Source organism: Winogradskyella sp. A3E31, from assembly GCF_046720935.1.
In the GTDB taxonomy this organism is placed as follows: Bacteria; Bacteroidota; Bacteroidia; order Flavobacteriales; family Flavobacteriaceae; genus Winogradskyella.
Window position 1 is genome coordinate 33,204 of the sequence record NZ_JBHNWH010000003.1, and the last position, 24,357, is coordinate 57,560.

26 protein-coding genes and 1 other RNA gene are annotated in these 24,357 nt (G+C 35.2%); 11 read left to right on the top strand and 16 right to left on the bottom strand.

Going from position 1 to position 24,357, the window contains the following annotated elements:
- Nucleotides 1-232: 232 nt before the first annotated feature.
- A complete protein-coding gene (locus ACFEMA_RS04540) occupies nt 233-1,498 on the bottom strand; it encodes a glucose-1-phosphate adenylyltransferase (protein ID WP_411766840.1) in 1,266 nt (421 codons plus the stop codon).
- Between the two features lie 6 nt (nt 1,499-1,504).
- Nucleotides 1,505-2,710: a glycogen synthase gene (glgA, locus tag ACFEMA_RS04545; protein ID WP_411766841.1), complete on the bottom strand. Its 1,206-nt coding sequence runs from the start codon at nt 2,708-2,710 to the stop codon at nt 1,505-1,507.
- A gap of 232 nt (nt 2,711-2,942) precedes the next feature.
- On the opposite strand from glgA, the gene msrB reads away from it, so the two are divergent.
- Nucleotides 2,943-3,419, top strand: coding sequence for a peptide-methionine (R)-S-oxide reductase MsrB (gene msrB / locus ACFEMA_RS04550; protein WP_411766842.1), 477 nt, complete (start codon nt 2,943-2,945; stop codon nt 3,417-3,419).
- A gap of 109 nt (nt 3,420-3,528) precedes the next feature.
- Nucleotides 3,529-4,905, top strand: a complete 1,377-nt coding sequence (gene lpdA, locus ACFEMA_RS04555; RefSeq protein ID WP_411766843.1) for a dihydrolipoyl dehydrogenase — start codon at nt 3,529-3,531, stop codon at nt 4,903-4,905.
- 78 nt (nt 4,906-4,983) lie between these two features.
- Here lpdA and ACFEMA_RS04560 read toward each other — a convergent pair whose 3' ends face one another.
- From ACFEMA_RS04560 to ACFEMA_RS04580, 5 genes are all read right to left on the bottom strand, one after another.
- Nucleotides 4,984-5,454: a hypothetical protein gene (locus ACFEMA_RS04560; RefSeq protein ID WP_411766844.1), complete on the bottom strand. Its 471-nt coding sequence runs from the start codon at nt 5,452-5,454 to the stop codon at nt 4,984-4,986.
- 16 nt (nt 5,455-5,470) lie between these two features.
- Nucleotides 5,471-5,887 carry a type II 3-dehydroquinate dehydratase gene (gene aroQ / locus ACFEMA_RS04565; protein WP_411766846.1) on the bottom strand — a complete coding sequence of 139 codons (417 nt, stop codon included), beginning with the start codon at nt 5,885-5,887 and terminating at the stop codon, nt 5,471-5,473.
- A gap of 77 nt (nt 5,888-5,964) precedes the next feature.
- A complete protein-coding gene (locus tag ACFEMA_RS04570) occupies nt 5,965-6,528 on the bottom strand; it encodes a porin family protein (protein WP_411766847.1) in 564 nt (187 codons plus the stop codon).
- Between the two features lie 104 nt (nt 6,529-6,632).
- On the bottom strand, nt 6,633-7,169 hold the full coding sequence (locus ACFEMA_RS04575) for a porin family protein (protein ID WP_411766849.1): 537 nt from the start codon (nt 7,167-7,169) through the stop codon (nt 6,633-6,635).
- A 143-nt stretch (nt 7,170-7,312) separates the two neighbouring features.
- The gene (locus ACFEMA_RS04580) at nt 7,313-7,837 is read right to left on the bottom strand and encodes an outer membrane beta-barrel protein (RefSeq protein WP_411766850.1); all 525 of its coding nucleotides are present in this window, start codon (nt 7,835-7,837) and stop codon (nt 7,313-7,315) included.
- A gap of 200 nt (nt 7,838-8,037) precedes the next feature.
- Between ACFEMA_RS04580 and xerD the strand changes: the two genes are divergently transcribed.
- Complete coding sequence (xerD, locus tag ACFEMA_RS04585) at nt 8,038-8,946, top strand: site-specific tyrosine recombinase XerD (RefSeq protein WP_411766851.1); 909 nt, start codon at nt 8,038-8,040, stop codon at nt 8,944-8,946.
- A 74-nt stretch (nt 8,947-9,020) separates the two neighbouring features.
- Here the strand turns inward: xerD and rny are convergent, their stop codons facing one another.
- From rny to ACFEMA_RS04605, 4 genes are all read right to left on the bottom strand, one after another.
- Nucleotides 9,021-10,598, bottom strand: coding sequence for a ribonuclease Y (gene rny, locus ACFEMA_RS04590; protein ID WP_411766852.1), 1,578 nt, complete (start codon nt 10,596-10,598; stop codon nt 9,021-9,023).
- Between the two features lie 56 nt (nt 10,599-10,654).
- A non-coding RNA gene (ssrS, locus tag ACFEMA_RS04595) (6S RNA) lies at nt 10,655-10,780 on the bottom strand.
- A 60-nt stretch (nt 10,781-10,840) separates the two neighbouring features.
- Entirely contained in the window at nt 10,841-11,128 is a 288-nt protein-coding gene (locus ACFEMA_RS04600) for a cell division protein ZapA (protein WP_411766853.1), read from the bottom strand.
- A gap of 19 nt (nt 11,129-11,147) precedes the next feature.
- Nucleotides 11,148-11,438 (bottom strand): hypothetical protein, encoded by a 291-nt coding sequence (locus ACFEMA_RS04605; protein ID WP_411766854.1) that lies wholly within the window; start codon nt 11,436-11,438, stop codon nt 11,148-11,150.
- Between the two features lie 179 nt (nt 11,439-11,617).
- Here ACFEMA_RS04605 and ACFEMA_RS04610 point away from each other — a divergent pair, with 179 nt between their 5' ends.
- Nucleotides 11,618-13,306, top strand: coding sequence for a M23 family metallopeptidase (locus tag ACFEMA_RS04610; protein ID WP_411766855.1), 1,689 nt, complete (start codon nt 11,618-11,620; stop codon nt 13,304-13,306).
- An 11-nt stretch (nt 13,307-13,317) separates the two neighbouring features.
- On the top strand, nt 13,318-15,786 hold the full coding sequence (locus ACFEMA_RS04615) for a carboxypeptidase-like regulatory domain-containing protein (RefSeq protein ID WP_411766856.1): 2,469 nt from the start codon (nt 13,318-13,320) through the stop codon (nt 15,784-15,786).
- Between the two features lie 2 nt (nt 15,787-15,788).
- Here ACFEMA_RS04615 and ACFEMA_RS04620 read toward each other — a convergent pair whose 3' ends face one another.
- Nucleotides 15,789-16,544 (bottom strand): hypothetical protein, encoded by a 756-nt coding sequence (locus tag ACFEMA_RS04620; protein WP_411766857.1) that lies wholly within the window; start codon nt 16,542-16,544, stop codon nt 15,789-15,791.
- A 158-nt stretch (nt 16,545-16,702) separates the two neighbouring features.
- On the opposite strand from ACFEMA_RS04620, the gene ACFEMA_RS04625 reads away from it, so the two are divergent.
- On the top strand, nt 16,703-18,436 hold the full coding sequence (locus tag ACFEMA_RS04625) for a T9SS type A sorting domain-containing protein (protein ID WP_411766858.1): 1,734 nt from the start codon (nt 16,703-16,705) through the stop codon (nt 18,434-18,436).
- Here the strand turns inward: ACFEMA_RS04625 and ACFEMA_RS04630 are convergent.
- A complete protein-coding gene (locus ACFEMA_RS04630; RefSeq protein WP_411766859.1) occupies nt 18,426-19,571 on the bottom strand; it encodes a cysteine desulfurase family protein in 1,146 nt (381 codons plus the stop codon). The genes ACFEMA_RS04625 and ACFEMA_RS04630 overlap by 11 nt on opposite strands.
- Nucleotides 19,572-19,657: 86 nt before the next feature.
- Between ACFEMA_RS04630 and ACFEMA_RS04635 the strand changes: the two genes are divergently transcribed.
- Nucleotides 19,658-20,572 carry a hypothetical protein gene (locus tag ACFEMA_RS04635; protein WP_411766860.1) on the top strand — a complete coding sequence of 305 codons (915 nt, stop codon included), beginning with the start codon at nt 19,658-19,660 and terminating at the stop codon, nt 20,570-20,572.
- On the opposite strand, the gene ACFEMA_RS04640 is transcribed toward ACFEMA_RS04635, so the two are convergent.
- Together ACFEMA_RS04640 and ACFEMA_RS04645 are read right to left on the bottom strand one after the other, a co-directional pair.
- Nucleotides 20,569-21,129: a Smr/MutS family protein gene (locus tag ACFEMA_RS04640; protein ID WP_411766861.1), complete on the bottom strand. Its 561-nt coding sequence runs from the start codon at nt 21,127-21,129 to the stop codon at nt 20,569-20,571. The two genes, ACFEMA_RS04635 and ACFEMA_RS04640, sit on opposite strands and share 4 nt — an antisense overlap.
- On the bottom strand, nt 21,119-21,325 hold the full coding sequence (locus ACFEMA_RS04645; protein WP_411766862.1) for a hypothetical protein: 207 nt from the start codon (nt 21,323-21,325) through the stop codon (nt 21,119-21,121). Before ACFEMA_RS04645 ends, ACFEMA_RS04640 begins: the two co-directional genes overlap by 11 nt.
- 404 nt (nt 21,326-21,729) lie before the next feature.
- On the opposite strand from ACFEMA_RS04645, the gene ACFEMA_RS04650 reads away from it, so the two are divergent.
- Genes ACFEMA_RS04650 through ACFEMA_RS04665 form a run of 4 tightly spaced genes read left to right on the top strand, consistent with a single transcriptional unit; the run spans nt 21,730 to nt 23,010 of the window.
- The gene (locus ACFEMA_RS04650; protein WP_411767140.1) at nt 21,730-21,978 is read left to right on the top strand and encodes a DUF2752 domain-containing protein; all 249 of its coding nucleotides are present in this window, start codon (nt 21,730-21,732) and stop codon (nt 21,976-21,978) included.
- A gap of 12 nt (nt 21,979-21,990) precedes the next feature.
- Nucleotides 21,991-22,323 (top strand): CCC motif membrane protein, encoded by a 333-nt coding sequence (locus ACFEMA_RS04655; RefSeq protein ID WP_411766864.1) that lies wholly within the window; start codon nt 21,991-21,993, stop codon nt 22,321-22,323.
- Between the two features lie 17 nt (nt 22,324-22,340).
- Nucleotides 22,341-22,616: a CD225/dispanin family protein gene (locus ACFEMA_RS04660; RefSeq protein WP_411766866.1), complete on the top strand. Its 276-nt coding sequence runs from the start codon at nt 22,341-22,343 to the stop codon at nt 22,614-22,616.
- 43 nt (nt 22,617-22,659) lie between these two features.
- Nucleotides 22,660-23,010 carry a DUF2752 domain-containing protein gene (locus ACFEMA_RS04665; protein ID WP_411766867.1) on the top strand — a complete coding sequence of 117 codons (351 nt, stop codon included), beginning with the start codon at nt 22,660-22,662 and terminating at the stop codon, nt 23,008-23,010.
- On the opposite strand, the gene rocD is transcribed toward ACFEMA_RS04665, so the two are convergent.
- Nucleotides 23,007-24,287 (bottom strand): ornithine--oxo-acid transaminase, encoded by a 1,281-nt coding sequence (rocD, locus tag ACFEMA_RS04670; protein ID WP_411766868.1) that lies wholly within the window; start codon nt 24,285-24,287, stop codon nt 23,007-23,009. The two genes, ACFEMA_RS04665 and rocD, sit on opposite strands and share 4 nt — an antisense overlap.
- Between the last annotated feature and the right edge of the window lie 70 nt (nt 24,288-24,357).

Here is a 24,357-nt window from a genome sequence, read left to right on the forward strand (position 1 = left end):
TTAAAAATTCAAATTATAAAGAGAAAGACTTAACTATAACGTTTGATTGTTCAAAAAATAATAGAATTTCTTAAAACACACTATCCTTGAGACAGATTCATAGAGGTATTTCGCTTGTTTCATTTTCATCTTGAAATCAAAAACCCAAATTCTGTTATTTAGATTCCCGTTTTCACGGGAATGACAATTTCAACGGGAACCCCGCCACAGAGTGTCGAGGACTTCTTTTCGATTAAATAACAGTGCCACTAGTCAAAACAGCTCCTTTTTTAAGTACTACAATTCCATCTTTAATTACGTACGTATCGGTTTCAGTATCTTCTAAATGTTTTCCTCCATTAATACGAACATCATCTCCGATTCTACAGTTTTTGTCAATGATAGCGTTTTTAATAAAACAGCGCTCCCCGATGCCCATCAAAATTTCGATATTCTGATTTTCAATATCTTCTAAGGATTCGTAATAATCGCTACCCATCATATAGGTATTAATAACAGTAGATTCCTTACCAATTCTAGAGCGAATGCCAATCACGGATTTTTCTATAGTAGCAGCATGTATTAAACAACCTTCAGCTATCACAGCTTTATTAAGGTTTGTCCCAGACACTTTCGACGTTGGCAGAATACGAGCATTGGTATAAACTCTGTTATCTAAATCGTACAAATTAAATTCTGGTATTTCGTCTGTTAAGCCAAGATTAGCTTCGAAGAATGAATCTATATTACCGATATCCGTCCAATAACCTTCAAAAGGATAGCTTATTACTTTATGTTTATCTATATTTTGTGGAATGATTTCCTTACCAAAATCCACAGTACTTTCATCGTTCATTAACTCAACTAACAAATCTTTATTAAAAATATAAATTCCTGTTGAGCCCAAATATTCACGACCTTGTTGTTTCATCTCGTCGCTGACGTCTGATTTCCAATCAACAATGACATCTGCAGAAGGTTTTTCAATAAAAGATGTTATTTGGTTATTATCATCTGTTTTTAAAATCCCGAAAGCAGTACCGTCTTTAGCATTGACAGGGTAGGTCCCAACTGAAATATCCGCTTTAGCTTCAATATGTGCATTAACCATTTCGGTGTAATCCATTTGATATAGTTGATCACCAGAAAGGATGAGAGCATACTCATAATCGTGTCTTAAGAAATGATGCATACTCTGCCTTACAGCATCAGCAGTTCCTTGAAACCATTTATCACTCTTTATGGTTTGCTCCGCAGCTAAAACATCGACAAAAGCAGAACTAAAGAAACTAAAGTGGTACGTGTTTTTAATATGTCTATTTAAGGACGCTGAATTAAATTGTGTTAGGACATACATCCGTTTTATACCAGAATTAATACAATTTGAAATTGGAATGTCCACTAACCGATACTTCCCCGCAATAGGAACTGCGGGTTTAGATCTTTCTTCTGTTAATGGGTATAACCGAGAGCCCTGGCCTCCTCCAAGGATAATACTTAATACTTTGTTGTTAATCATTTTAGTTTAGTCAATTAAGGTTTTATATAGTGCTTTAGTTTGTTCTGCTATGGATCGCCAATCAAATAATTCTTCGACTCGCTTTCTACCAGCTTTCGCCATTTTATCTCTTAAAGTTTTGTCTCTAATTAATCTATTGACACCAGCTGCTAAATCTCTTGAAAATTGATCAGGGTTTTCAGGCTCAAAAGGAGCCACATTCTGTTGTTTTACAGGAATTAAAAGTCCTGTTTCTTCGTGCACAACCACTTCTTTAATACCTCCAACAGCACTGGCGACAACAGCCGTTTCGCAAGCCATAGCTTCAATGTTTATAATCCCGAAAGGCTCATAAATTGAAGGGCAACAAAATACATCTGCATGAGAATACAGTTGAATAACCTGCTCTTTTTCGAGCATTTTATCAATCCAAAATACATTGGAACGTTTTTGTTTAATGGCAGAAATGGCATCTTCCATTTCTTTTGCAATTTCTGGCGTGTCTGGAGCACCGGCACATAATACAACTTGGGTATCGCTATCAATATATGTAATGGCATTTACCAAATGAATAATACCTTTTTGCCTGGTGATTCTTCCAACAAAAAGGACATACGCCTTTTTAGTATCAATAGCATAGGATTCAAGAACATCTGTTTCTTGTACATTCACGTATTGCGACAAGCTTATACCATTGTAAATGACTTTGATTTTTTCTTCATCTACTTCAAAATGATTAAGAACATCGTCTTTGGTCTCTTTTGATACTGCAATAACAGCATCAGCCATTTCTAAAGCTGTTTTCTCTACCCACGAAGAGGCATCGTAACCAAGGCCAAGTTGCTCCTTTTTCCAAGGTCGCAATGGCTCTAAGGAGTGTGCCGTAATAACTAAGGGTTTTCCATAGCACAATTTAGCAAGAATACCTGCGAAATGTGAATACCAAGTATGACAATGAATAACATCTGCATCAATGGTTTCAGAATTCATTTTTATTGACGTATTCAATGTTTTAAATACAGATTTCAATTTACTGTCCGCATTATCAAACTCTGAAGTATCAAACGGCAGGCCTTTTACAGAAAGACTTTCGCTGTGTTCATCCTGATCCCCAAAAGCCCTAACTTCAACCTTCATAATTCTAGATAATTCCTGTGCCAAATACTCTACATGTACACCTGCGCCACCATAGACATAAGGTGGAAACTCTCTAGTTAAAAATAATACCTTCATTAAGAATTTTATTGTAAGTTATAGTGTCGATTTTAGACCTAAGACACATAAACTGTTACTCTAGAACCAAAAACAGTCACTAAAGTTAATCAAATAATAGTTAACCTCAACGATTTAACCAGTTATAGGGTATCGAATTAAACATTACTTAATAAAAGACTTTAAAAATTAAGATTAGGTTAAAAAACGTGTCTAAAAATCTTAATGTTTTAATTTTATAAAAAATTGAATTATGAAAAATATGTTATTGTTAGCCGCAGTTTTAATGCTATTTAATTGCAATGGAAATGCGCAAAAAAAAGAAAAAGAGGATTTTCCTGTGAGCAAAACTGAAGCCGAATGGAAAAAAGAACTTACAGAACAAGAATTTTATGTATTGCGAGAGGCTGGTACTGAAAGACCTTTCACCAGTCCTTTGGACAAAAACTACGAAGCTGGTACTTATACATGTGCCGCATGTGGCACACCTCTTTTTAAAAGTGAGCATAAGTTCGACTCAGGAACTGGCTGGCCAAGTTTTGATCGCGAAATAGAGGGAAATGTAGCCTTTTCTACAGATTATAATCTAGGCTACGCACGTACCGAAGAACATTGCGCGACTTGTGGTGGCCATTTAGGTCATGTTTTTAATGATGGCCCAAAACAGACAACCGGAAAAAGACATTGCATCAACGGTGTAGCTTTGGATTTTGTTCCCAAAGAAAAATAACCTCAGCTAAGGCTATTCAAAATTCGCTGCAATCGATTCTAAGTGCTCTTCATTATTTGTTTGAATTTGTTACTTTTGTAACTTCAAAATTCAACCTAAAAAATAACTCATGAGCAAATACGATATAATAGTACTTGGAAGCGGACCGGGTGGATATGTTACCGCAATTAGAGCTTCTCAATTAGGCTTTAAAACGGCAATTGTTGAAAAAGAAAACCTAGGAGGCGTTTGTCTAAATTGGGGCTGTATCCCTACAAAAGCCCTATTAAAATCTGCACAAGTTTTTGAGTATCTAAAACATGCTGAGGATTATGGATTGAAAGTGAAAGATGCTGAGCACGACTTTGATGCTGTTGTAAAACGCAGTCGTGGAGTTGCTGATGGTATGAGTAATGGTGTTAAGTTCTTAATGAAAAAGAACAAAATTGATGTCATTGAAGGTTTTGGTAAATTAAAAACAGGCAAGAAAATCGATGTAGATGGGACAGAATATTCTGCGGACCATATCATAATTGCTACTGGCGCCCGCTCAAGGGAATTACCAAGTTTACCCCAAGATGGTGAAAAAGTAATTGGCTACAGACAAGCGATGACACTAGAAAAACAACCAAAGAAAATGATAGTTGTTGGCTCAGGAGCTATTGGTGTTGAATTTGCTTATTTCTACAATTCTATGGGCACGGAGGTGACTATTGTAGAGTTTATGCCAAAAATTGTTCCTGTTGAAGATGATGAAGTGTCAAAACAATTAGAGCGTAGCTTTAAGAAGACAGGCATTAAAATTATGACTTCTGCTGAGGTTACTTCTGTGGATACTTCTGGTAAAGGAGTTAAAGCCACCGTCAAAACTAAAAAAGGAGAAGAAGTGCTTGAAGCAGATATTGTTTTATCAGCTGTTGGTATTAAATCTAATATCGAAAATATAGGCTTAGAAGATGTCGGTATTGCTGTTGATCGTGATAAAATTTTAGTTAATGATTACTACCAAACTAATATTCCGGGTTACTACGCTATTGGTGATGTAACACCAGGACAAGCATTAGCTCACGTGGCTTCTGCTGAAGGCATTTTATGCGTAGAAAAAATAGCAGGCCAACATGTTGAAGCTTTAGATTATGGTAATATCCCTGGGTGTACGTATTGTTCGCCAGAAGTGGCAAGCGTTGGTTTAACAGAACAACAAGCAAAGGATAAAGGATTAGATATTAAAGTCGGAAAGTTTCCATTCTCTGCATCTGGTAAAGCAAGTGCAGGTGGTAACAAAGATGGTTTTGTAAAAGTGATTTTCGATGCTAAGTATGGCGAATGGCTTGGTTGCCACATGATTGGTGCTGGAGTTACAGATATGATAGCTGAAGCTGTATTAGGTCGTAAATTAGAAACTACAGGACATGAAGTTTTAAAGGCGGTACATCCGCACCCAACAATGAGTGAAGCTGTTATGGAGGCTGTTGCTGATGCTTATGATGAGGTGATTCACTTATAAATATTAAATCATATAATTTTAAATAAACAAAAGCGGTTCAAAATTTTGAGCCGCTTTTCTATTTAATATAAAGAATGTCTATAATCTATATCCTAAGCCTAAGAATAATACATTTGGAGATATTTCCTCAAAACCTATGGTATATTTTAGATTAATGTCCATATCGTCTGATATGTTATAAGCTAAATTAACATCCCCTCGTACCTTAAATTTATCATTAAAGAAGTTGAAGAAATAATTGAGACTTGGTCCTGCAAGAATGCTAAAATTATAATCTACATCGAATTTTAAATACAATGGGGCATTTAAGAATTCAAAGTCACCTATGCCTTTGTATAGTAGTTCTGGCTGAAAATGAAACCCTTCACCTATAGTAAAATCCACAAAGATACCACCAAAATAGCCTACTTCTAATTCAGGATCTTCCCCAAACATTAATTGATCTTCTTTGTAAAAGGTGAAACTTGGTCCTGCTTTAATACCAAAATCCGTTTGGGCATAAGTTGAAGTCAAAAAACCTAACATGATAACTATGACGATATATTTCATAATAGGTGTACTTTAATTATAATAGACTTTGAATAGCCAACTCATAACTCTGTAATCCAAAACCAACGATAACACCTTTGGCATTAGGAGAAATATAGGATTTATGTCTAAAATCCTCTCGTGAAAATGTATTAGAAATGTGAACTTCCACAACAGGGGTCGTAATCGCTTTAACGGCATCCCCAATACCAACGGAAGTATGCGTATATGCAGCAGAATTTAAAATAATACCATCATATTCAAAACCAACATCTTGGATTTTATTAATAATCTCCCCTTCAATATTAGACTGAAAATGTTCTAAAGAAACATCAGAAAACTTTTCAGTAATCATTTCAAAAAATTCATTGAAGGTAAGGTTGCCATAGATATTGGTTTCACGTTTACCTAGAAGGTTTAGGTTAGGCCCGTTGATGATGATGATTTTCTTCATGGAGTAAAGATATTAAAATTAGGATATAAAAAACCCGAAGACTGTGCTTCGGTTTCTCTTTGCTTTCTAATTGAAGTTTAGAATCTGTAACCTAGACTAATTTCAAATATCCTGAATTTTGATTCTAAATTGCGAAAGCTTGGATCATCTGCAAAATCAATATTATTGAAATCAGATCTATCGAGCCTATTTGTTAGACCAAGAGCATATCGACCACTTATTAAAAAATCATCAGAGATATTATAAGAAATACCACCTACGATTGAAAGTCCAAGTTTTTTAAACCCAATTCCGTAGAAATCTCCTAAACCATAATCTAATTGAGGTCCTAATTGAAAGTCCATTTTTTTGCTGGTATGGTATTCAAATAACAATGGTAAAACCAAAAAGCCCAAATTGTCTGAAAAGCTAGTTGTATTAGTATATAGAAGCTCTGGTTGAAACTGAAATTTTTCTGAAATATCTATCTCAACAAAGATTCCAAAATGAACTCTATTATAATTGGTTGATTCACTTTCTGAACCATAAGTTTCTTTTACTGTTAAGTGATTATACCCAGATTTAATCCCAACATTTGAATTCTGGGCATTAACATGCTTTATGTTTATAATTAATACTAGAGTAAAAATAAAATACTTCATAACTAATGGTTATCTGTAAAATATAATTCTATTGGCAAAATAAAAACTTTAGCAAAAAAAACCGAAGACTGTGCTTCGGTTTCTCTTTGTTATTTAATTGAAGTTTAGAATCTATACCCTAAACCTACCTGTACAAAGCTAAACTTTGCGTCAACTTGGTCACCCCCAAATTCGTCCTCTATCCGATTATTGATTCCAAAGGAATAACGACCATCAATCATTAAGTTTTCGGTAATATCAAATTCCAATCCTGCGGCTAATCCAAGTCCAAGTCTTTTTAAACCAAAATCATCAGCATCTTCATCTAATAAATAATCTAACTGAGGTCCAGCTAATAAACTAAATTTATCAGTAATATTAACTTTAGCTAAAATTGGTAAAGCTAAAAAACTAGAGTTTTCACCATCCTCGCTAACACTAATAAACTGTAACTCCGGACGGATATCAAATTTTTCAGAAATACTAAAATCGTTATAAATTCCGACATAAAAACCTGATAAATTATCTGTTATTGAAGCGCCATCTCCACTCACTTTAATGCCAGTAGAATTAAAACCTGCCTTTACGCCCCATCTAGAATCTTGAGCATTTACATTTGCTAAGCAAACAATAGCAATAATTGCTAATACTAATTTTTTCATAATTTTAAGTTTAAGTGATTAAGTTTTGAGGGTGTAAAAGTAATTTTCCTACAGAAACTACCATGTGTTTTAACAATATTTTTAGTTATAAAAAAACCGAAGAATACACTTCGGTTTTTACAGCTATTAATCATTAAGTTCATTTAAAACCTATATCCTAAGGTTACATCTAAGGTGTTGATTTTAATACCACCATCACCATCACCAGTAAAATGGTCATTTATTTGAAAACCATATCTCGCTTGAGCAAAAAAGTTTTCGGTAAAGTCATATCCCACACCAGCAGCAATTTGAAAGTTAGTTTTAGTAAAATCATCCCCTAAAAGATCATCGATGTCATCAATATCGTCTCCACCTGCAAATCCTAATTTAGGGCCTACATGGATGTCGAATCCATCTGCAACACCAATTTTTGCAATAGCATTAATGTTGAGCATAGAGATGTCGCCAGCCATAGAATATGTTAACTCTGGTTGAATTGCAAAGTTATCCGAAAGGCCAAGTTCAACAAAGGCGCCAACTAAAAAACCTGTTTCTGAGTCCGCATCGAAACCGTCAATGTCTGGCGATAAAATAGTTAGCCCACCTAATAGACCAAAGTCCCCGCCTTGAGCGTTTGTAAAAGTCAACGCAAATACTGCAAAAGCAGCTAAAATTAATTTTTTCATAATCTTTGAGTTTTAAATTGATTTATACGAAGCTATAAACAATACAATTTTATATTAAAATATTGATTTTCAGTTATTAACAATTTTATTAACATTAAATTTATGAATTGATAAAATTTTATGATAGTTTTTATGAATCTTACATTATTCCTGTTCCTATTTGAAATCTAAAATTGCTCGGGTTTGCATACATTTGGACTATGAAATGGAGTCAAGCCATAAACGATTACCAACAATATTTAAAGATTGAACGAGGGCTCTCACAAAACTCGATAGATAATTATACGTATGATGTCAATAGGCTGGTTGATTTTTTAGATACAGAATCAAATAATGCGACCCCTAATAAGATAAAACAAGAGACCATTCAATCTTTTATATATCAGGTATCCAAAGAATTATCCCCAAGTTCTCAAGCACGGATTATTTCTGGGCTACGTAATTTTTTTAATTACCTCATTTTTGAAGATTACCGCAAGGACAATCCATTAGATCTCATAGAATCCCCAAAACTGGGACGCAAATTACCAGATACCTTGTCCGTAAATGATATAGATGACCTCATCGAAGCTATTGACCTTAATTACAGCTTTAGAGGCATTAATTTGGGGCATAGAAATAAAGCTATCCTAGAAACACTTTACAGTTGTGGACTTAGGGTTAGTGAGTTGACCAATCTTAAAATTTCAGATTTGTTTTTCGATGAAGGTTTTATTAAAGTCTCCGGAAAAGGCAACAAAGAACGCTTTGTGCCTATTGGAAATACAACCCAAAAGTGTATATCCATTTGGAGAGATGCTCGTAAACATATTGAAGTACAAACAGAATCAAAGGATATTTTGTTTTTAAACTACAAAGGAAATAAGCTAACTCGGGCGATGATATTTACCATTATTAAAAAACTTGCTGAAAAAATTGGCCTTAATAAAACGATTTCTCCCCATACGTTCCGCCATTCTTTCGCTACTCACCTTTTAGAAAACGGTGCCGATTTAAGAGCCATACAAATGATGCTTGGTCACGAAAGTATTACTACAACAGAAATTTACACCCACATTGACCGTTCTCATTTAAGTAAAGTTTTAAAAGAGTTTCATCCTAGGAAATAACTGTTGGCTGTTGGCTGTTGGCTGTTGGCTGTTGGCTAAATAATCTATTTTCCTTTTAACTTTTAACTAAGTTACTATTTCGCAATATTAACAGCTCTGGTTTCTCTAATTACAGTAACCTTTACTTGACCCGGATAGGTCATATCTGTTTGAATCTTTTGAGAGATTTCAAAAGATAAACTAGCAGCCTTGTCATCAGATACTTTTTCACTTTCAACGATTACTCTCAACTCACGTCCAGCCTGTATGGCATACGCTTTTTTAACACCCGTAAACCCGAATGCAACAGATTCCAAATCTTTCAATCTTTGAATATAGGAATCCAACACTTGGCGTCGTGCTCCTGGTCTAGCTCCTGATATCGCATCACAGACTTGAATTATTGGTGACAACAGTGTGGTCATCTCTATTTCATCGTGGTGAGCACCAATGGCATTACACACTTCTGGTTTTTCACCATGCTTCTCAGCCCAGTTCATACCTAAAATAGCATGTGGTGTTTCTACGTCAGCTTCAGAATCTGGCACTTTACCAATATCGTGTAACAACCCAGCTCGTTTAGCTAATTTCGGATTCAATCCAAGCTCGGCTGCCATCACCCCACAAAGTTTAGCTACTTCGCGTGAATGCTGTAACAAGTTCTGTCCGTAAGAAGAACGGTACTTCATACGACCTACCATTTTTATCAGTTCTGGATGTAGGCCATGAATTCCTAGGTCAATCACAGTACGTTTACCAACTTCTATGATTTCTTGTTCAATTTGCTTTTTGGTCTTCTTTACGACCTCTTCAATACGTGCTGGATGAATTCTACCATCCGTAACTAGTTTGTGTAAGGATAGTCTAGCAATCTCTCTTCGGACGGAATCAAAGCACGATAAAATAATAGCCTCTGGTGTATCGTCAACTATAATTTCTACTCCTGTAGCCGCCTCAATCGCTCTAATATTTCTCCCTTCTCGGCCAATAATTCGCCCTTTAACATCATCGGATTCTATATTAAAAACAGAAACACAATTATCTATAGCCTCTTCAGTGCCTATACGCTGAATGGTATTGATGATGATTTTTTTCGCCTCTTGTTGTGCCGTCAACTTAGCTTCTTCAACAGTTTCTTGGACATAAGCCATAGCATCTGTTTTCGCCTCTTCCTTTAGTGACGATATAAGTTGTTCTTTAGCATCTTCGGCTGCAAGCCCTGAAATAACTTCTAATTGTTTTATTTGGCTTTTATGGGCCTTGTCGAGTTCTTCTTTCTTCTTTTCTAAGAAATGAACTCTGTAGTCGTAATCCTTAATTTTTTCCTCAACAGCTGTATTCGATTTTTTAAGCTTAGACAATTCGTTACTGATTTGCGATTCTTTATCTTTAATACGCTTCTCAGCATCAGACATTTTTTTGTCCCTTGCAAAAATTACTTTCTCGTGCTCTGCCTTTAATTCAATAAATTTTTCCTTTGCTTTTAATTCTTTTTCTTTTCTTAAGCTTTCCCCTTCAGATTTAGCTTCTTTAATGATAACATTAGCTTCCTTCTTAGCATCCTCTATCATTTTCGATGCGTTTCCTTTTGCTAATGATTTTGATATAAAATAGCCCAGTATTAATCCTAATACTACTCCCCCTACACCTATTAATATAATGTTAGTATCCATGTCATCGTTTAGTTTAGTATATAAAAAAAGCCTACATCAGTTTTGGATTCTGGTATAAACTCCTTAAAAACAAGTTTAGGGCTAACAAGCTGATCAAAAATCTGCCCAAAACCGAGTTTCCTCAGAATAGCAGCACGCTTTTACAACTTCAACTCACCCTTTTTAAAGAATTAACGTTGAGTTTATCAAAAAATATAACTAATGTAGGCAGTAACCTTATGTATTTTAAAGAACGTACGAGTTTAAATATACTCTTGTAAAAGTACGTTTAAATTCTGAAGTTTTTCTTGAACTTCTTCATTAACATACTCTTTGTCTATAGATTTTTGTTCTACTTGAGCCGCAAACTGTAAGGCACACATGGCCAGTACATCTTGTTTATCCCTTACGGAATAATTTTGCTCAAATTGGCCAATCATCGCTTCAATATTCTTAGCCGCTTTCCTCAATCCTTCTTCTTGACTTGGATCTATGGTTAACGGATACACCCTATTTGCTATAGAGAGTTTTATTTTTAGCTGTTCAGCCATTCAAAAAAATCGTTTTACACTATTCGGCTAGTTGAGCAATACAATGATCAATATCCCTAATGAGTGTATTTATTTTGAGCTTAGTATCTCGTTTATTATCGTCACTACCAAGCATTGAATTTGCAATTTTGAGCGTATCATATTTTTCAGACCAAGTACTAATCTCTTCTTGATACTGAAGAATTTGTTTTTGCTGCTTTTCTAATTGCTCGGAAAGTTTTGCATTAGTCTGGTTTAAAACTTCCTGCTTATGCAAAATCTTATTGATTTTTACTTCCAGCGCATCAACATTTTCTTCAATTTTACTCATGTCAACATTTCAATACTATACAAACAAAGTTAACATACCATTTGAAAAAACACAATTGTTTGGTCATAAATTTTTGAAAACATAATTTATAGAATCTTAAGACGTTACAGAAAATACAACAGTTATATCCTTTGCTTATTATCTTCAATTTAATATTTTAGCCTCAATTGTCCATTGCTATGAAATACCTTTTGCTCCTTATTCTACTGCCTCAACTCATTGTTTCGCAATCGGAATATCCACAAGACTATTTTCAGAGTCCACTGGATATTACCCTTGTTTTAGGTGGATCCTTTGCCGAATTAAGGTCTAACCATTTTCATTCTGGTTTGGATATTAAAACACAACAACGTGAAGGTTTGCGTATTTATGCTTCTGCCGCAGGCTATGTTAGTCGAATAAAGGTGTCACATTTTGGGTACGGAAAAGCGCTTTACATTACGCATCCAAATGGTTATACAACGGTGTATGCCCATCTTCAGAAGTTCTCACCAAAAATTGAAGCTTACATTAAAAAATGCCAGTACGAAAAGGAAAGTTTTGAAGTAGAAATGTTTCCAAGCACAGAAGAACTCCTTGTTGAAAAAGGAGAAGTTGTGGCATTTTCTGGGAATACAGGTGGCTCTGGGGGGCCGCATTTACATTACGAAATCAGGGACAATGCCGAGCGCCCTATAAACCCTATGCTGTTCGGAATTGATATTAAAGATACTAGTCCTCCGTATATTACGAAACTGTACGCATACCCAAAAAATGACAGCTCTTATGTTAATGGTAAAAATGCGTCCACAGAGCTAAGGTTAATCCCTAAATACGATGGAACTTACGATGTGGAGACAATAACAGCTTATGGAGATATTGGTTTTGGAGTTGTTGCTAATGACAAGCAAGATTTAGCTCCTAACAGAAATGGCTTGGATAATATCCAAACATTTTACAATGGCACTAAAAAGTTTGAAGTAGATTTTAAACGCTTCAGTTTTGATGAGACCCAACATTTAAATAGATATATAGATTTTGAACGCTATAAAACAGAAAAGATTCGTGTTCAAAAATTATTTTTAGAACCCAACAACCCCTTAAGCCTAATTAAAGACGTTGCTGATAATGGTTATGTCAGAGTTGAAGACAGTACCTCTTCCCTATTTAAAGTCCAAATAAAAGATTTCAAAAACAATCTCACAGAGTTAAACATAAATATTGAAGGTCGAAAACCCCAAACACTCTATACTTTAAAGGATTTTTCAACAAACCAAACAATAATTAGAGAAGGCTACACCACTGTTTTAGAAGGGTTGAATGCAAATGTTGTTATTTATCCTAACTCCGTTTATGAAGATACAGCCATAAGTTTTGATTATAACGGGGATACTTTGAAAGTTCATAAAGATGTTATTCCGTTTAAAAAAAGTTTTAGAGTCAATTACGACATCAGCAAGTACAAAGGAGCCGATAAGGACAAACTCTTTATTGCCAATTTATATGGCTATTATAAGCGTCCAGGATATATAAATACCACTAGAAAAGGAGATACTCTTACTGCATTTACCAAAAGGCTCGGGTGGTTTTCGTTAGCAAGTGACTACGATGCGCCTACGATTAGGCCTGTTAATTTTCAGGATAAAAAATGGCTAAGTAAATTTCGCTATCTCAAAGTAAAAATCGATGATGAATTATCTGGAATTTCAAAGTATCGGGCAACTGTGAATGGAAAATGGATTTTAATGGAATACGATTATAAAACAGATTTATTGGTACACGATTTTAATGATGGTGTAGTCACTGATACGGAAAACCATTTAAAAATTATAGTAACGGATAATGTCGGAAATAGTTCTACATTTGAAGCAACCTTTTTTAGAAAATAAAAAGCAACCATTTGAAATCCTTACATTTTCTATTCCTAATTGGCCTATTATCTGTCTCTGCACTGACTAATGCGCAATCAGCAACACTTAGGGGCGTTGTACTTAACGAAGCCAATCAGCCCATAACAAACGTAAATATTACAACGAATAACGGTAAAGGCACAATCACCAATGAAAATGGATTTTACGAACTTAAAATAGTTTCTGATGTTGAGGTTACCGTGACCTTCTCTCATCTATCGCATAGACCATTGGTTGCAAAATTCAATTTAAAAAATGGGCAACCTTTAGAATTCAACCCCGTTTTAAAAGTTAATGTAGAGCAAATTGCAACTGTAGTCATAAATACAAATACCAAACAATCTGTTGAAGGATTAACCACCATTTCTCCTGAAATGATACGGACTATTAAAGGGGCACAACCTGGTGTTGAGAATATTTTGAAGACCTTGCCTGGAGTTAATATTTCTAACGAACTCAGTACACAATACTCAGTAAGAGGAGGGAATTTTGATGAAAATCTGGTTTACGTCAATGAAATTGAAGTCTATCGACCGTTCCTAATTCGTTCTGGTAATCAGGAAGGTCTAAGTTTTGTAAACACGGATTTGGTGCAAAACGTTGATTTTTCGGCTGGTGGCTTTCAAGCAAAATACGGAGATAAATTATCGTCTGTACTAGACATCACCTATCGAAATCCTGTTGCTTTTGGAGTGCGAACGGATTTAAGTCTCTTAGGTGGTAGTATTGCTGCAGAAGCTATTTCTAAGGATTCTAAATTTTCTGGAATAGTAGGATTACGCTACCGAGACAACAGTTTAATTCTAAACAATCTTGAAACCGAAGGCAATGTAGAGCCTGTTTTTGCAGATGCACAAACCTATCTTACGTATCGTTTTTCGGATAAATTCCATTTAAATTTCTTGGGTAATATTTCTCTGAACCAATACAAATTTCAACCAGAAAATAGGCAGACTAATTTCGGAACACTGCAAAATCCCATTGCCTTATTGGTCTTTTATGAAGGGCAAGAAGAAGATGAATATCAGACCTATTTTGGGGCATTTAAGGCCAATTATTTTCTGAATGATAAGACCACACTAAAATTTATCGGATCGGCATATCACACTACGGAACAAGAATATTTCGACATTTTTGCACAATATCGGTTAGGGGAAGTCAATACCAATATTGGTGATGAGGATTTGGGCGACGTTGAATTTAGCGAAGGCATAGGCTCACAATTGACACATGCCCGAAATGATTTGGACGCCCTTATCTTTAATGCGGAACACCGAGGCAATTATGACACAGATAATGATGCGACTGTTGAATGGTCCATAAAATATACACATGAAGATATTCGCGATAGATTGGTAGAATGGGAAGTTATTGATTCAGCAGGCTTTTCAATTCGTCCACCGAGAGATAGAGAATCTAACCTTCAGCCTGAAGAACCTTTTACAGGGCCTTTAGTTGCTTTTGAAAATATTAGAGCATTCAATCAAGTTAAAATAGATCGTTTACAAGCATTTTTACAATACAGTAAAAGAGGTGCAATTGGCAATAACGAGATATTCTATAATATTGGAATAAGAGCACACAATTGGACGGTCAGTGGAGAAGGTATAGAAAGCGTTACGCAAACAACATTCAGCCCAAGAGCACAGTTTGCCATTAAACCAGACTGGGAAAGTGATGTGCTTTTTAGAGTAGCGGCTGGCGCTTATAATCAACCGCCGTTTTATAGAGAGTTACGAGATTCCTCAGGGACTGTTCAACCCAATGTAAAAGCACAAAAATCATTTCATGTTGTATTAGGAAATGAATACAGTTTTGATATTTGGGAGCGTCCATTTAAGTTGGTTTCTGAAGTGTATTACAAAGGCCTTTCCGAAGTTAATCCTTACACTTTAGAGAATGTTCGTATTCGTTATAGAGCAAATAATAATGCAAAAGCTTATGCTTATGGTTTGGATTTGCGACTTAATGGTGAATTTGTGCCTGGTACCGAATCTTGGTTTAGCTTGGGGTACTTAAAAACCGAAGAAAATATTGATGGCCGTGGTTATATTGCAAGGCCTACTGACCAACGTTTAAAATTTGGCATCCTATTTCAGGATTATGTACCAAACATTCCAGATCTAAAAATGTATCTTAATTTGGTTTACAATACTGGTGTTCCCGGTGGCTCACCAAGTTATGCAGGCCCTTATAATTTTCAATTTCGATTAAAAGATTATCGCAGAGCTGATTTGGGCATTTCGTATGTTTTGGTTAATAGTGAAAAAACCTATACCTCCAAATGGAAGCAAGCCCTTAAGGAATTAAGTCTTGGTTTTGAAATCTATAATATGTTTAACAACCAAAATAGCATTACCAACACTTGGGTTAGAGATGTGTATAGCCAACGGCAATTTGCCATTCCTAATTTTTTAACTCCAAGAGTATTCAATGTAAGGTTGTCAGCGAGGTTTTAAGATTATCTTGCCTTGTGAGTTCGTGTTATTACATACCTAATATCATAAATCTCGGCATCAGCAGTGGATGAAATTTTGACGGCACCACCATTAGCTTCCCAAGTATTTAAAGTATAGGCATTAAAAGAACTTACATAATAATGTTCAACATTTTGGCCTTTTGAAAGTAAGAAATCTCTTGTATATATTTCTCCCACAGCACCACCAATATCAATAGCTACAGTAATTCTATTGGTTAAAGAATTAGTTGTAGGTCTAGCTTTAAACATAATGTTTATATTAATACCATCTCCATTTCTTCCCGTTATCGTTTGTGTTGTTGAATCGTAAAAAGTTGTAATATCTGTCGGTTTCTGAAAATCTCTCACAGTAGCAGCACTATTTGGCAATGTTATTTTATTACCTGCAGTAAGTGATAAAGGGCTGGCGGATGTATATGTGCCATCCACATAATCGGCCCAGCCTGTATAATCATTACTATTGCTACTACTTCCAGTGCTTAATTTAGCCCATGAAGAAGAGCTATAGAAATAAAATGCACTTTCATCTATATCATATACCAGTAACCCATTCGCTGGATTAGAGACAGCCAATCTTTCAATTGTTGTCATTCTTGGGGTTAAAAGGCCTTGAGTACTAGAAGATATATCTAATATCGCGGAATTATCTGGTGTGGTAGTGCCAATACCTACTTGGGCATAAATATTTAAAGTGCTAATAAATAGAGTAATACAAGTAATTCTTAGGAAAATTCTCATAGTAGGTTAAGTGTAAAGTTATGTTATATTCTTAGTTTTGGGTGAAGCAAATAAAGATTAAAATTCGATTAAATGCAAATAAAATAGATAAAAAGTTGTTTTTTGTTGCAAAATTCAAAATTATAAAATATGTTTACAGTCCCTAAATTACCCTAAACATGAAAATAATTACCTACACTTTTAGCTTTTTATTGAGTTATACATGTATCGCTCAACTTTCTGTGCGCAACAATGCTTATGTATTTGTTGATGATCAAGTTATTTTTGTTAACGATGATGTTAATATCAATGAGGCCACTTCTAAAATTTATTTAAGAAATGATGCTCAGCTCATTCAAGGATCTGGTACAACCGGAAATAATGGGCTTGGTGTTTTAAGTGTACAACAAGATAGCGATGCAAATACATATATGTACAACTATTGGGGCTCGCCAATTGGTAATCCTTCCTTATTACATGGTAATGATAGTTTTAGAGCTAATTTACTAGACGAATCTACAGGATTAATTACAAGTACAGATGCTCTTTTTACAAGTGATCTCAATGGCTCAACGTCTCCGTTAACTATTTCTGACCGCTGGTTATATACGTATGCCATTGGTGGAGGTGGTTATAGTGTATGGAATCGGTTTGGTGAAACTGAAGAACTTGCTCCAGGTTTAGGTTTTACCATGAAAGGCAATCCAAGTATAAATCAAACTTATGATTTTAGAGGAAAGCCTAACAATGGTGAGATTTCAGTTGATGTTGGACCATACGATTGGACACTTGTTGGTAATCCTTATCCATCTGCTTTAGATACCGTTGAGTTCATTTATGATATAGAAAATATAGCTAGTATTACAGGTACACTTTATTTTTGGGAGCAAGATCCTTTATCTAATTCCCATAATATGGCAGATTACAAAGGTGGTTATGCCACTTTTACTATAGATGCTTTAGGACTGTTCCCTTCTTTTGTATCGGCAACATTTGATTCCTACAATGTTGATGGTTCATTAAGTGTTTCTGGAAGTGCCAGTACAAGCGGAAAACAAGTGCATCGTTATTTACCAATCGGACAAGGTTTTATGGTTGAAGGTGATCCACTTTCAACGGGAACAGTGAAATTTAAGAACAGCCACCGCGCATATTACAAAGAGTCTGACTCAGAAAGTGCTTTTTTTAGAGCTAACATAAATAATGAAGATGGTTTTCCTATAATTCCAGACGAATACAAACGCTTTAGGTTATTTACAAGTTTCGACGGAACGTACACTAGAGAATTACTGATGAACTTTCACCCAAGTGCCACTCCTGGCTTTGACTACGGATTGGAAGGTAAAACACCAGGAGGAGTTACAACTGATGTCTATTGGTTGACCGATACTGATTATTTGGTGATTCAAGCATTAGATTATAACGAAGATTTAGCTATTCCTTTCGGATTCTATGTAAATTCTAATCAGTCAATAAATTTTCGTCTAGAGGATATCCAGAATTTTGATACTGGTACTCCGATCTATCTTCACGATAAAGAATTAAATGTGTACACCAATTTAAAGGACGGTGATTTTGAAATTAATTTGCCAACAGGATGGTATGGAGATCGTTTCGAAATCGTTTTTAAACAACAATCAAGCTTATCAGACGAAGATTATGAAAAAGATGCTGTTGGCATTGTTCAAATAGACTCTCTAAGCGAATTGGCTATTTTCAACCCTAACGGTGATCTTTTATCTCAACTAGAAATTTATGACACTAAAGGCAGTCTCGTTCAAGAGGTAAGCATTAATGAGCACAGCAACGAATTTAGATTATCTACATCCAATTTCAACACTGGCATTTATGTCGTGAAGTTAACTTTAAATGACGCTCAAAAAGTGAGTAGAAAAGTAATTATTAGGAATTAACAAATTCCGATAAAGTTTTCACCACATAATCAATATCCTCCTTGGTGTTAAAAACACTTAGAGAAAACCGTACTGAAGGTCTTTTCAACAATTCTGGTGCCAATACCTCAGTTAAAACGTGGCTTTGCATATTACTTCCACTTTGGCATGCGCTACCTTTAGAACAGGCAATCCCCTTTAAATCTAATTGAAATGGCAACATAGCAGCTTTACCTTCTTCTATGGGCAAACAAACATTCAATAAGGTATAGGTGCTTTTTTCCATATCGCCACAGCATCCATTAAAATGGCAATCATCAAGATTTGATTTTAGTTTTTCTATAAAATAAGCCTTCAAGTCTTTTATATAAAATTTCTCTTCATCAAGATGTTGGTATGCTAGTTTTAGAGCTTCATCCATACCCACAATATTATGGGTACATTCGGTACCAGCACGGACTCCTCGCTCCTGCTCACCTCCAAAAATCAAAGGTTTTAAACCAGACTCTTTTCGTATATAACAAAACCCTACACCTTTTGGCCCGTGGAATTTATGCGCACTTGCTGCAAAGAAATCAACATTAATGGCTTGCATATCGAGTTTAAAATGCCCCACAGACTGCACCATATCACTATGAAACAAGGCATTGTTCTCTTTACATAATTTTCCAATGCGTTCAATGTCTGAAATTGTCCCAATTTCATTGTTGATGTGCATAAGGCTGACTAAGGTCTTTTCGTCAGACTTTAACAACTCTTCTAAATGATTATAATCTAAATGACCTGTAGCGTTTATAGGCACAAAATCAACTTTAATATTATATTCTTTTTTGAGCTGATCAGCAGTATGTAAGATAGCATGATGCTCAATTTTAGATGTAATAATTCGTTTTACTCCTAAATCGCGAACTGCACTTCTCAGCACTAAATTATCAGCTTCCGTACCACCAGAAGTAAAAATGATTTCTGCTGCAGAAACATTAAAATAGCTGGCAATGTTCTTTCTGCATTGCTCAATTAACGCTTTTGCTGAACGCCCAAAACCATGTGTTGAGGATGGGTTTCCGAAGTTGTTCTGTAAAACTTCAGTCATTCTTTTAATGACTTCTGGACGTAGTGCAGTCGTTGCTGCATTATCTAAATATACCTTTTGCATTTTGCAAAAATAGAGGAATAAAATTATTTTCCATATCCATCGTTATAAATTTACAAATCGGTTATTTTTGTGCTAAATAGTTTAACATGCGTCAAGTCCTTTTTCTACTACTTATTTCTCTTTTACTTGCTACCTGTGATGATGGCGATATTATTACGGTTGAACTTGAATTTGATAAGGAACTAAGTTTGTGTGATAATAATACTGAGAATTATTTGGTGTATGATACAAGGACTGACCCTAATGAATCCCTGAGCTTACTGTTTCCTAGAAGTGGTAACGAAACTATTTTTAATCCAGAAGTGAGCCCAGCAGTTAGAGAGTTAACAATTAATGAAACCTCAACGCTATTTAACTACCGAAGTTATAACATAGAACCTACTTTTTGTGAATCTATTCCAGATCCAGACCTAATAATTCTAGAAGATAATATGGCAAATGGTGGCTTGGTTATTGTTACTTCAGTATTTATAGATTCTGATGATGATGGTATCTCAAATGAAGATGAAGGGTTTGTAGTGACTGCTGATGGAGATGTCTCTGGTTCTTTGGATTCTGATGGAGACGGTATTTACGATTATATAGATCAAGATGATGACAATGATAATGTACCTACAAGGTTTGAGGACCATGACGCAGATGGTGATAATAATCCGTTTACTAACCCATTAGACACAGATAACGACGGTACTCCAGATTATTTAGATACTGATGATGATGAAGACGGTATTCCAACACGTTTAGAGGATGAAAATGAGGATGAAAACCCACGAAACGATTTTCAAGAATCTACTGATGGTAGTATCGTACCTGCTCGTTATTTAGATGCGAATGCTGCTGAATCATTCCCAGATAGTGGTTTTATCAACAATTCATATACGCGATCTGTCACAGTAAGCTTTTTTATCGACCAATTAGGTTTAGATATAGCAAGTTTTCAAACTCTAGATTTTGGTACTTACACAAAACCTACAGAAACCATTACCCAAACCATAGATTAAGGTTCTACATTCTGAAATATCCGTACCTCAGTAGCACCTAAACCATAGGTTTTAAAATCAGCATCGTAAAAAGTAATGTTATTATATCGGCTTAAGAGTGTATCAAGTTCTTGTCGCAACACACCTTCCCCAACTCCATGGATAAACACGAGTTTAGGGATGCGTTTTCGTATGGCGAATTCTAATTGTCCGCGAGCAGTATCTAATTGTAGGTTCAACATTTCAAAATTTGTCATGCCTCTTGTGGAATCTGTTAAGTTATGGATGTGTAAATCCACCTCAAACATCGGTTTCAAACGTTCTTTAGGTTTTACTGCAGGTATGGGTTTTCTTTTTTTGGATTCTTTTTCTTTAGTAATCTCCTCTATCGATTTGTCTCCAAGCGACCCTATATTAACTGCTGGAGCATCTTCAAGGTTGATAAGCTCATTAGCTTGAAACTCAAATTCAAAGCCGTCAACATCAACAATAGTAATAATAGTGCCATCAACAGAGATAACCTTGCCAGTTATGGCATCATCTATGGTCTCAACCCTATCCCCTTTTTTAAACATCATCCTTAAGCTCTTCCTCAGTTTCCTCTTTTTCAAACTTGCTCGGAATATTTCGTGATATGCGATATATCCCTGTCATTAAAAACACAATGCCTATAATTAAAATATAAGGGCTTTGATGTTCCTCCGCTTGTGCATAAATGGCAATCCCTCCACCTATAACAATTAATATGACACTAAATATGCGTGATTTGTCCATTAGGCAAAGTTACATAATAATAAAAGTTTATAAGCTATATTTAATTAAGCTATTGGTTCTTTTACACTACCTCAATTTAAACTTTTGACTAGACATAGAATTCTTTTATTTAGATTCCCGATGACTCGAGGATGACAGTTTATAGATAATCCTCAAGGCTAAGCCTCGATGAAAATTTAGAATAAGAGGTAGTTAATTAAAGGGCAAAGATTTTAGCCGTTTGAGTATATATCTAACAATCGAGACTTTAACCCAAAGATCCCGCTAAAAAAGCGGGATTAGTTCAACTAACTATTTTAAATTCGCCCTTCGGATTTTTCAAAATAGAGTTTCATTAATAAATCCATTAACTTTGTAATATGCAATTTTTGACCACACAACTTGAAGACTATATGCTCCCATGCATGTGGAAGAAAACATTTAATATCGATTGCTTTGGGTGTGGAACACAAAGGTCTTTATTTTTAATATTTGAAGGGAAATTTATAGAAGCATTCTATATGTATCCTGCCATTTACACATTACTCTTAATGTTTGCATATTTAATATTTCACATAATATTTCAGTTTAAATACGGTCATAAAATTTTATTAGGGCTATTTATTTTAAATATTAGTATTATTGTAATCAGTTATATCATAAAAATCACTTAAATCAACTAAAACATGGAAAAACAACAAATACCTAATGGAACTCTTGTTCTTGTTATGGGAATATTATCAATAATCGGCTGTTGCTGTTATGGCTTACCAGGCCTTGTTTTCGGAATTGTAGCAGTAGTTATGGGAAATAAAGCTACTAAAATCTATATGGAAGCCCCTGAAAATTATACTGGCTTCGGGAATGTAAAAGCAGGAAAAATAATGGGAATCATTGGTATTGTGCTAAGTGTACTTACAGTTATTTTCTTTATCTGGTACATATCATATTTTGGTTGGGAAACCATTCAGGATCAAGAGGCAATGCAACGACGTCTTGAAGAAATGATGGCACAATAATTTAATCATATTAGAAAATGGAAACCAAACCACAAAGACCAAACAGTTATTTGGCATTAGCTATAATCAGTACGATTTTATGTTGTTTGCCAACAGGAATAGTCAGTATTGTTTATTCTGCACAAGTGAATAGTGCTTACGATGATGGCAATTACGACAAAGCGCTAAGCGCCTCAAAAAATGCCAAGACCTGGGGCATTGTTTCAGTAGTACTAGCATTAGCGGGATGGCTTATTTATATACTTATTTTTGGTGTTGCCTTTTTAGGTGCAATAACCAGTGGTCAGTATTAAAAGTAAAATACTTTATATAGGCATAGTGATAGCATTACTCATAATGCTATCACTATATTTTTTTATAAACCCATCTAGTACAGGTTTTTTTCCTAAATGTCCTTTTTTAAGTATTACTGAGTTGTATTGTCCAGGATGCGGCAGTCAACGCGCCATCCATAATCTACTAAACGGCAATATCATAACAGGAATTCGGCATAATTATCTTTTAGTCTTAGTTTTTGCTGTACTTTCCTATCAATTGGTCCTTTTCATTGCCAACACCTATTATAAAAAATCAATTAAGAACCTGTTACACAAACCATTAGTAACAAAAGGTATCCTGATACTGGTTTTAGCCTTTTGGATTTTAAGAAATCTGCCTTTTACTCCGTTTACTGAACTTGCGCCTTAATCTTCAAATTCTTGAAGCGTTTTAGTAATTATACTAACACAATCTAATAATTGGTCTTTCGTCATAACCAACGGTGGTGCAAAACGAATGATATTTCCGTGAGTCGGTTTAGCCAATAATCCATTATCCCGTAATTTCAAACAAATATTCCATGCTGTATCACTGTCTTCGTCATCATTGATAACAATAGCATTTAGCAAACCTTTTCCGCGTACCAAATTTACAATAGAACTCGTTTCTATAAATTTGTTAAGTTCCGAACGGAAAAGCTCGCCTAAATCATAAGCCTTTTGTGCCAAATCCTCATCTCTAACAACCTCTAAAGCAGCCATGGCTACAGCAGCAGCAATGGGATTACCACCAAAAGTACTCCCGTGGTTTCCTGGTCTAATAACGTTCATTACAGGGTCATCAGCCAAAACGGCACTTACTGGATAAGCACCGCCAGATAAAGCCTTACCAAGAATTAAAATATCTGGCTTAACGTCTGGTGTACCTGAACAATTTTTATCCGAACAGGAACAATTTCCGCATGTAGCCAAAAGTCGTCCCGTACGAGCAATGCCTGTTTGTACCTCATCTGCAATAAATAGTACATTGTACTTTTCACACAAGGCTTTTGCTTTTGATAAATATCCATCACTTGGCACATAAACTCCTGCTTCTCCTTGTATCGGTTCCACTAAAAAACCAGCAACATTTTCGTTACTTTTTAAAGCACTTTCTAAGGCTTCAATATTATCGTATTCAATTTTTATAAATCCGTCTGTATAAGGTCCAAAATTCTTCCGTGCTACAGGATCATTTGAGAATGAAATAATAGTGGTGGTACGACCATGGAAATTATTTTCACAAACAATAATCTCAGCTTCATTTTCATCAATACCTTTAACTTCGTAAGCCCACTTTCTACAAATTTTCAAAGCTGTTTCCACAGCTTCAGCACCTGTGTTCATTGGTAAAAGCTTATCAAAATTAAAATATTCTGAAGCGTATTTTTCATATTTACCAAGCATATCATTATAAAACGCCCTAGACGTTAATGACAAAGTCTGAGCTTGCTCAGTCATAGCATTGACAATCTTTGGGTGACAATGACCTTGATTCACTGCAGAATAGGCAGATAAAAAGTCATAGTACTTTTTGCCTTCTACATCCCATACAAACACACCTTCTCCCCTGCTCAAAACTACAGGTAACGGATGGTAATTGTGTGCACCATACTTGTTTTCTAAATCTATCGCTTGCTGCGATGTTAATTGGTCTAAAACAGCCATTTTAATAAAATTTTAATGTGAATAAAATGTCCATTCCTTCATCACCTTTATTCTTTCAAAGATTTTGCGT

Coding starts and splice junctions, on each gene's coding strand:
- ACFEMA_RS04540 (WP_411766840.1), bottom strand. CDS start 1,498: ATGATTAACAACAAAGTATTAAGTATTATCCTTGGAGGAGGCCAGGGC.
- glgA (WP_411766841.1), bottom strand. CDS start 2,710: ATGAAGGTATTATTTTTAACTAGAGAGTTTCCACCTTATGTCTATGGT.
- msrB (WP_411766842.1), top strand. CDS start 2,943: ATGAAAAATATGTTATTGTTAGCCGCAGTTTTAATGCTATTTAATTGC.
- lpdA (WP_411766843.1), top strand. CDS start 3,529: ATGAGCAAATACGATATAATAGTACTTGGAAGCGGACCGGGTGGATAT.
- ACFEMA_RS04560 (WP_411766844.1), bottom strand. CDS start 5,454: ATGAAATATATCGTCATAGTTATCATGTTAGGTTTTTTGACTTCAACT.
- aroQ (WP_411766846.1), bottom strand. CDS start 5,887: ATGAAGAAAATCATCATCATCAACGGGCCTAACCTAAACCTTCTAGGT.
- ACFEMA_RS04570 (WP_411766847.1), bottom strand. CDS start 6,528: ATGAAGTATTTTATTTTTACTCTAGTATTAATTATAAACATAAAGCAT.
- ACFEMA_RS04575 (WP_411766849.1), bottom strand. CDS start 7,169: ATGAAAAAATTAGTATTAGCAATTATTGCTATTGTTTGCTTAGCAAAT.
- ACFEMA_RS04580 (WP_411766850.1), bottom strand. CDS start 7,837: ATGAAAAAATTAATTTTAGCTGCTTTTGCAGTATTTGCGTTGACTTTT.
- xerD (WP_411766851.1), top strand. CDS start 8,038: ATGAAATGGAGTCAAGCCATAAACGATTACCAACAATATTTAAAGATT.
- rny (WP_411766852.1), bottom strand. CDS start 10,598: ATGGATACTAACATTATATTAATAGGTGTAGGGGGAGTAGTATTAGGA.
- ACFEMA_RS04600 (WP_411766853.1), bottom strand. CDS start 11,128: ATGGCTGAACAGCTAAAAATAAAACTCTCTATAGCAAATAGGGTGTAT.
- ACFEMA_RS04605 (WP_411766854.1), bottom strand. CDS start 11,438: ATGAGTAAAATTGAAGAAAATGTTGATGCGCTGGAAGTAAAAATCAAT.
- ACFEMA_RS04610 (WP_411766855.1), top strand. CDS start 11,618: ATGAAATACCTTTTGCTCCTTATTCTACTGCCTCAACTCATTGTTTCG.
- ACFEMA_RS04620 (WP_411766857.1), bottom strand. CDS start 16,544: ATGAGAATTTTCCTAAGAATTACTTGTATTACTCTATTTATTAGCACT.
- ACFEMA_RS04625 (WP_411766858.1), top strand. CDS start 16,703: ATGAAAATAATTACCTACACTTTTAGCTTTTTATTGAGTTATACATGT.
- ACFEMA_RS04630 (WP_411766859.1), bottom strand. CDS start 19,571: ATGCAAAAGGTATATTTAGATAATGCAGCAACGACTGCACTACGTCCA.
- ACFEMA_RS04635 (WP_411766860.1), top strand. CDS start 19,658: ATGCGTCAAGTCCTTTTTCTACTACTTATTTCTCTTTTACTTGCTACC.
- ACFEMA_RS04640 (WP_411766861.1), bottom strand. CDS start 21,129: ATGATGTTTAAAAAAGGGGATAGGGTTGAGACCATAGATGATGCCATA.
- ACFEMA_RS04645 (WP_411766862.1), bottom strand. CDS start 21,325: ATGGACAAATCACGCATATTTAGTGTCATATTAATTGTTATAGGTGGA.
- ACFEMA_RS04650 (WP_411767140.1), top strand. CDS start 21,730: ATGTGGAAGAAAACATTTAATATCGATTGCTTTGGGTGTGGAACACAA.
- ACFEMA_RS04655 (WP_411766864.1), top strand. CDS start 21,991: ATGGAAAAACAACAAATACCTAATGGAACTCTTGTTCTTGTTATGGGA.
- ACFEMA_RS04660 (WP_411766866.1), top strand. CDS start 22,341: ATGGAAACCAAACCACAAAGACCAAACAGTTATTTGGCATTAGCTATA.
- ACFEMA_RS04665 (WP_411766867.1), top strand. CDS start 22,660: ATGCTATCACTATATTTTTTTATAAACCCATCTAGTACAGGTTTTTTT.
- rocD (WP_411766868.1), bottom strand. CDS start 24,287: ATGGCTGTTTTAGACCAATTAACATCGCAGCAAGCGATAGATTTAGAA.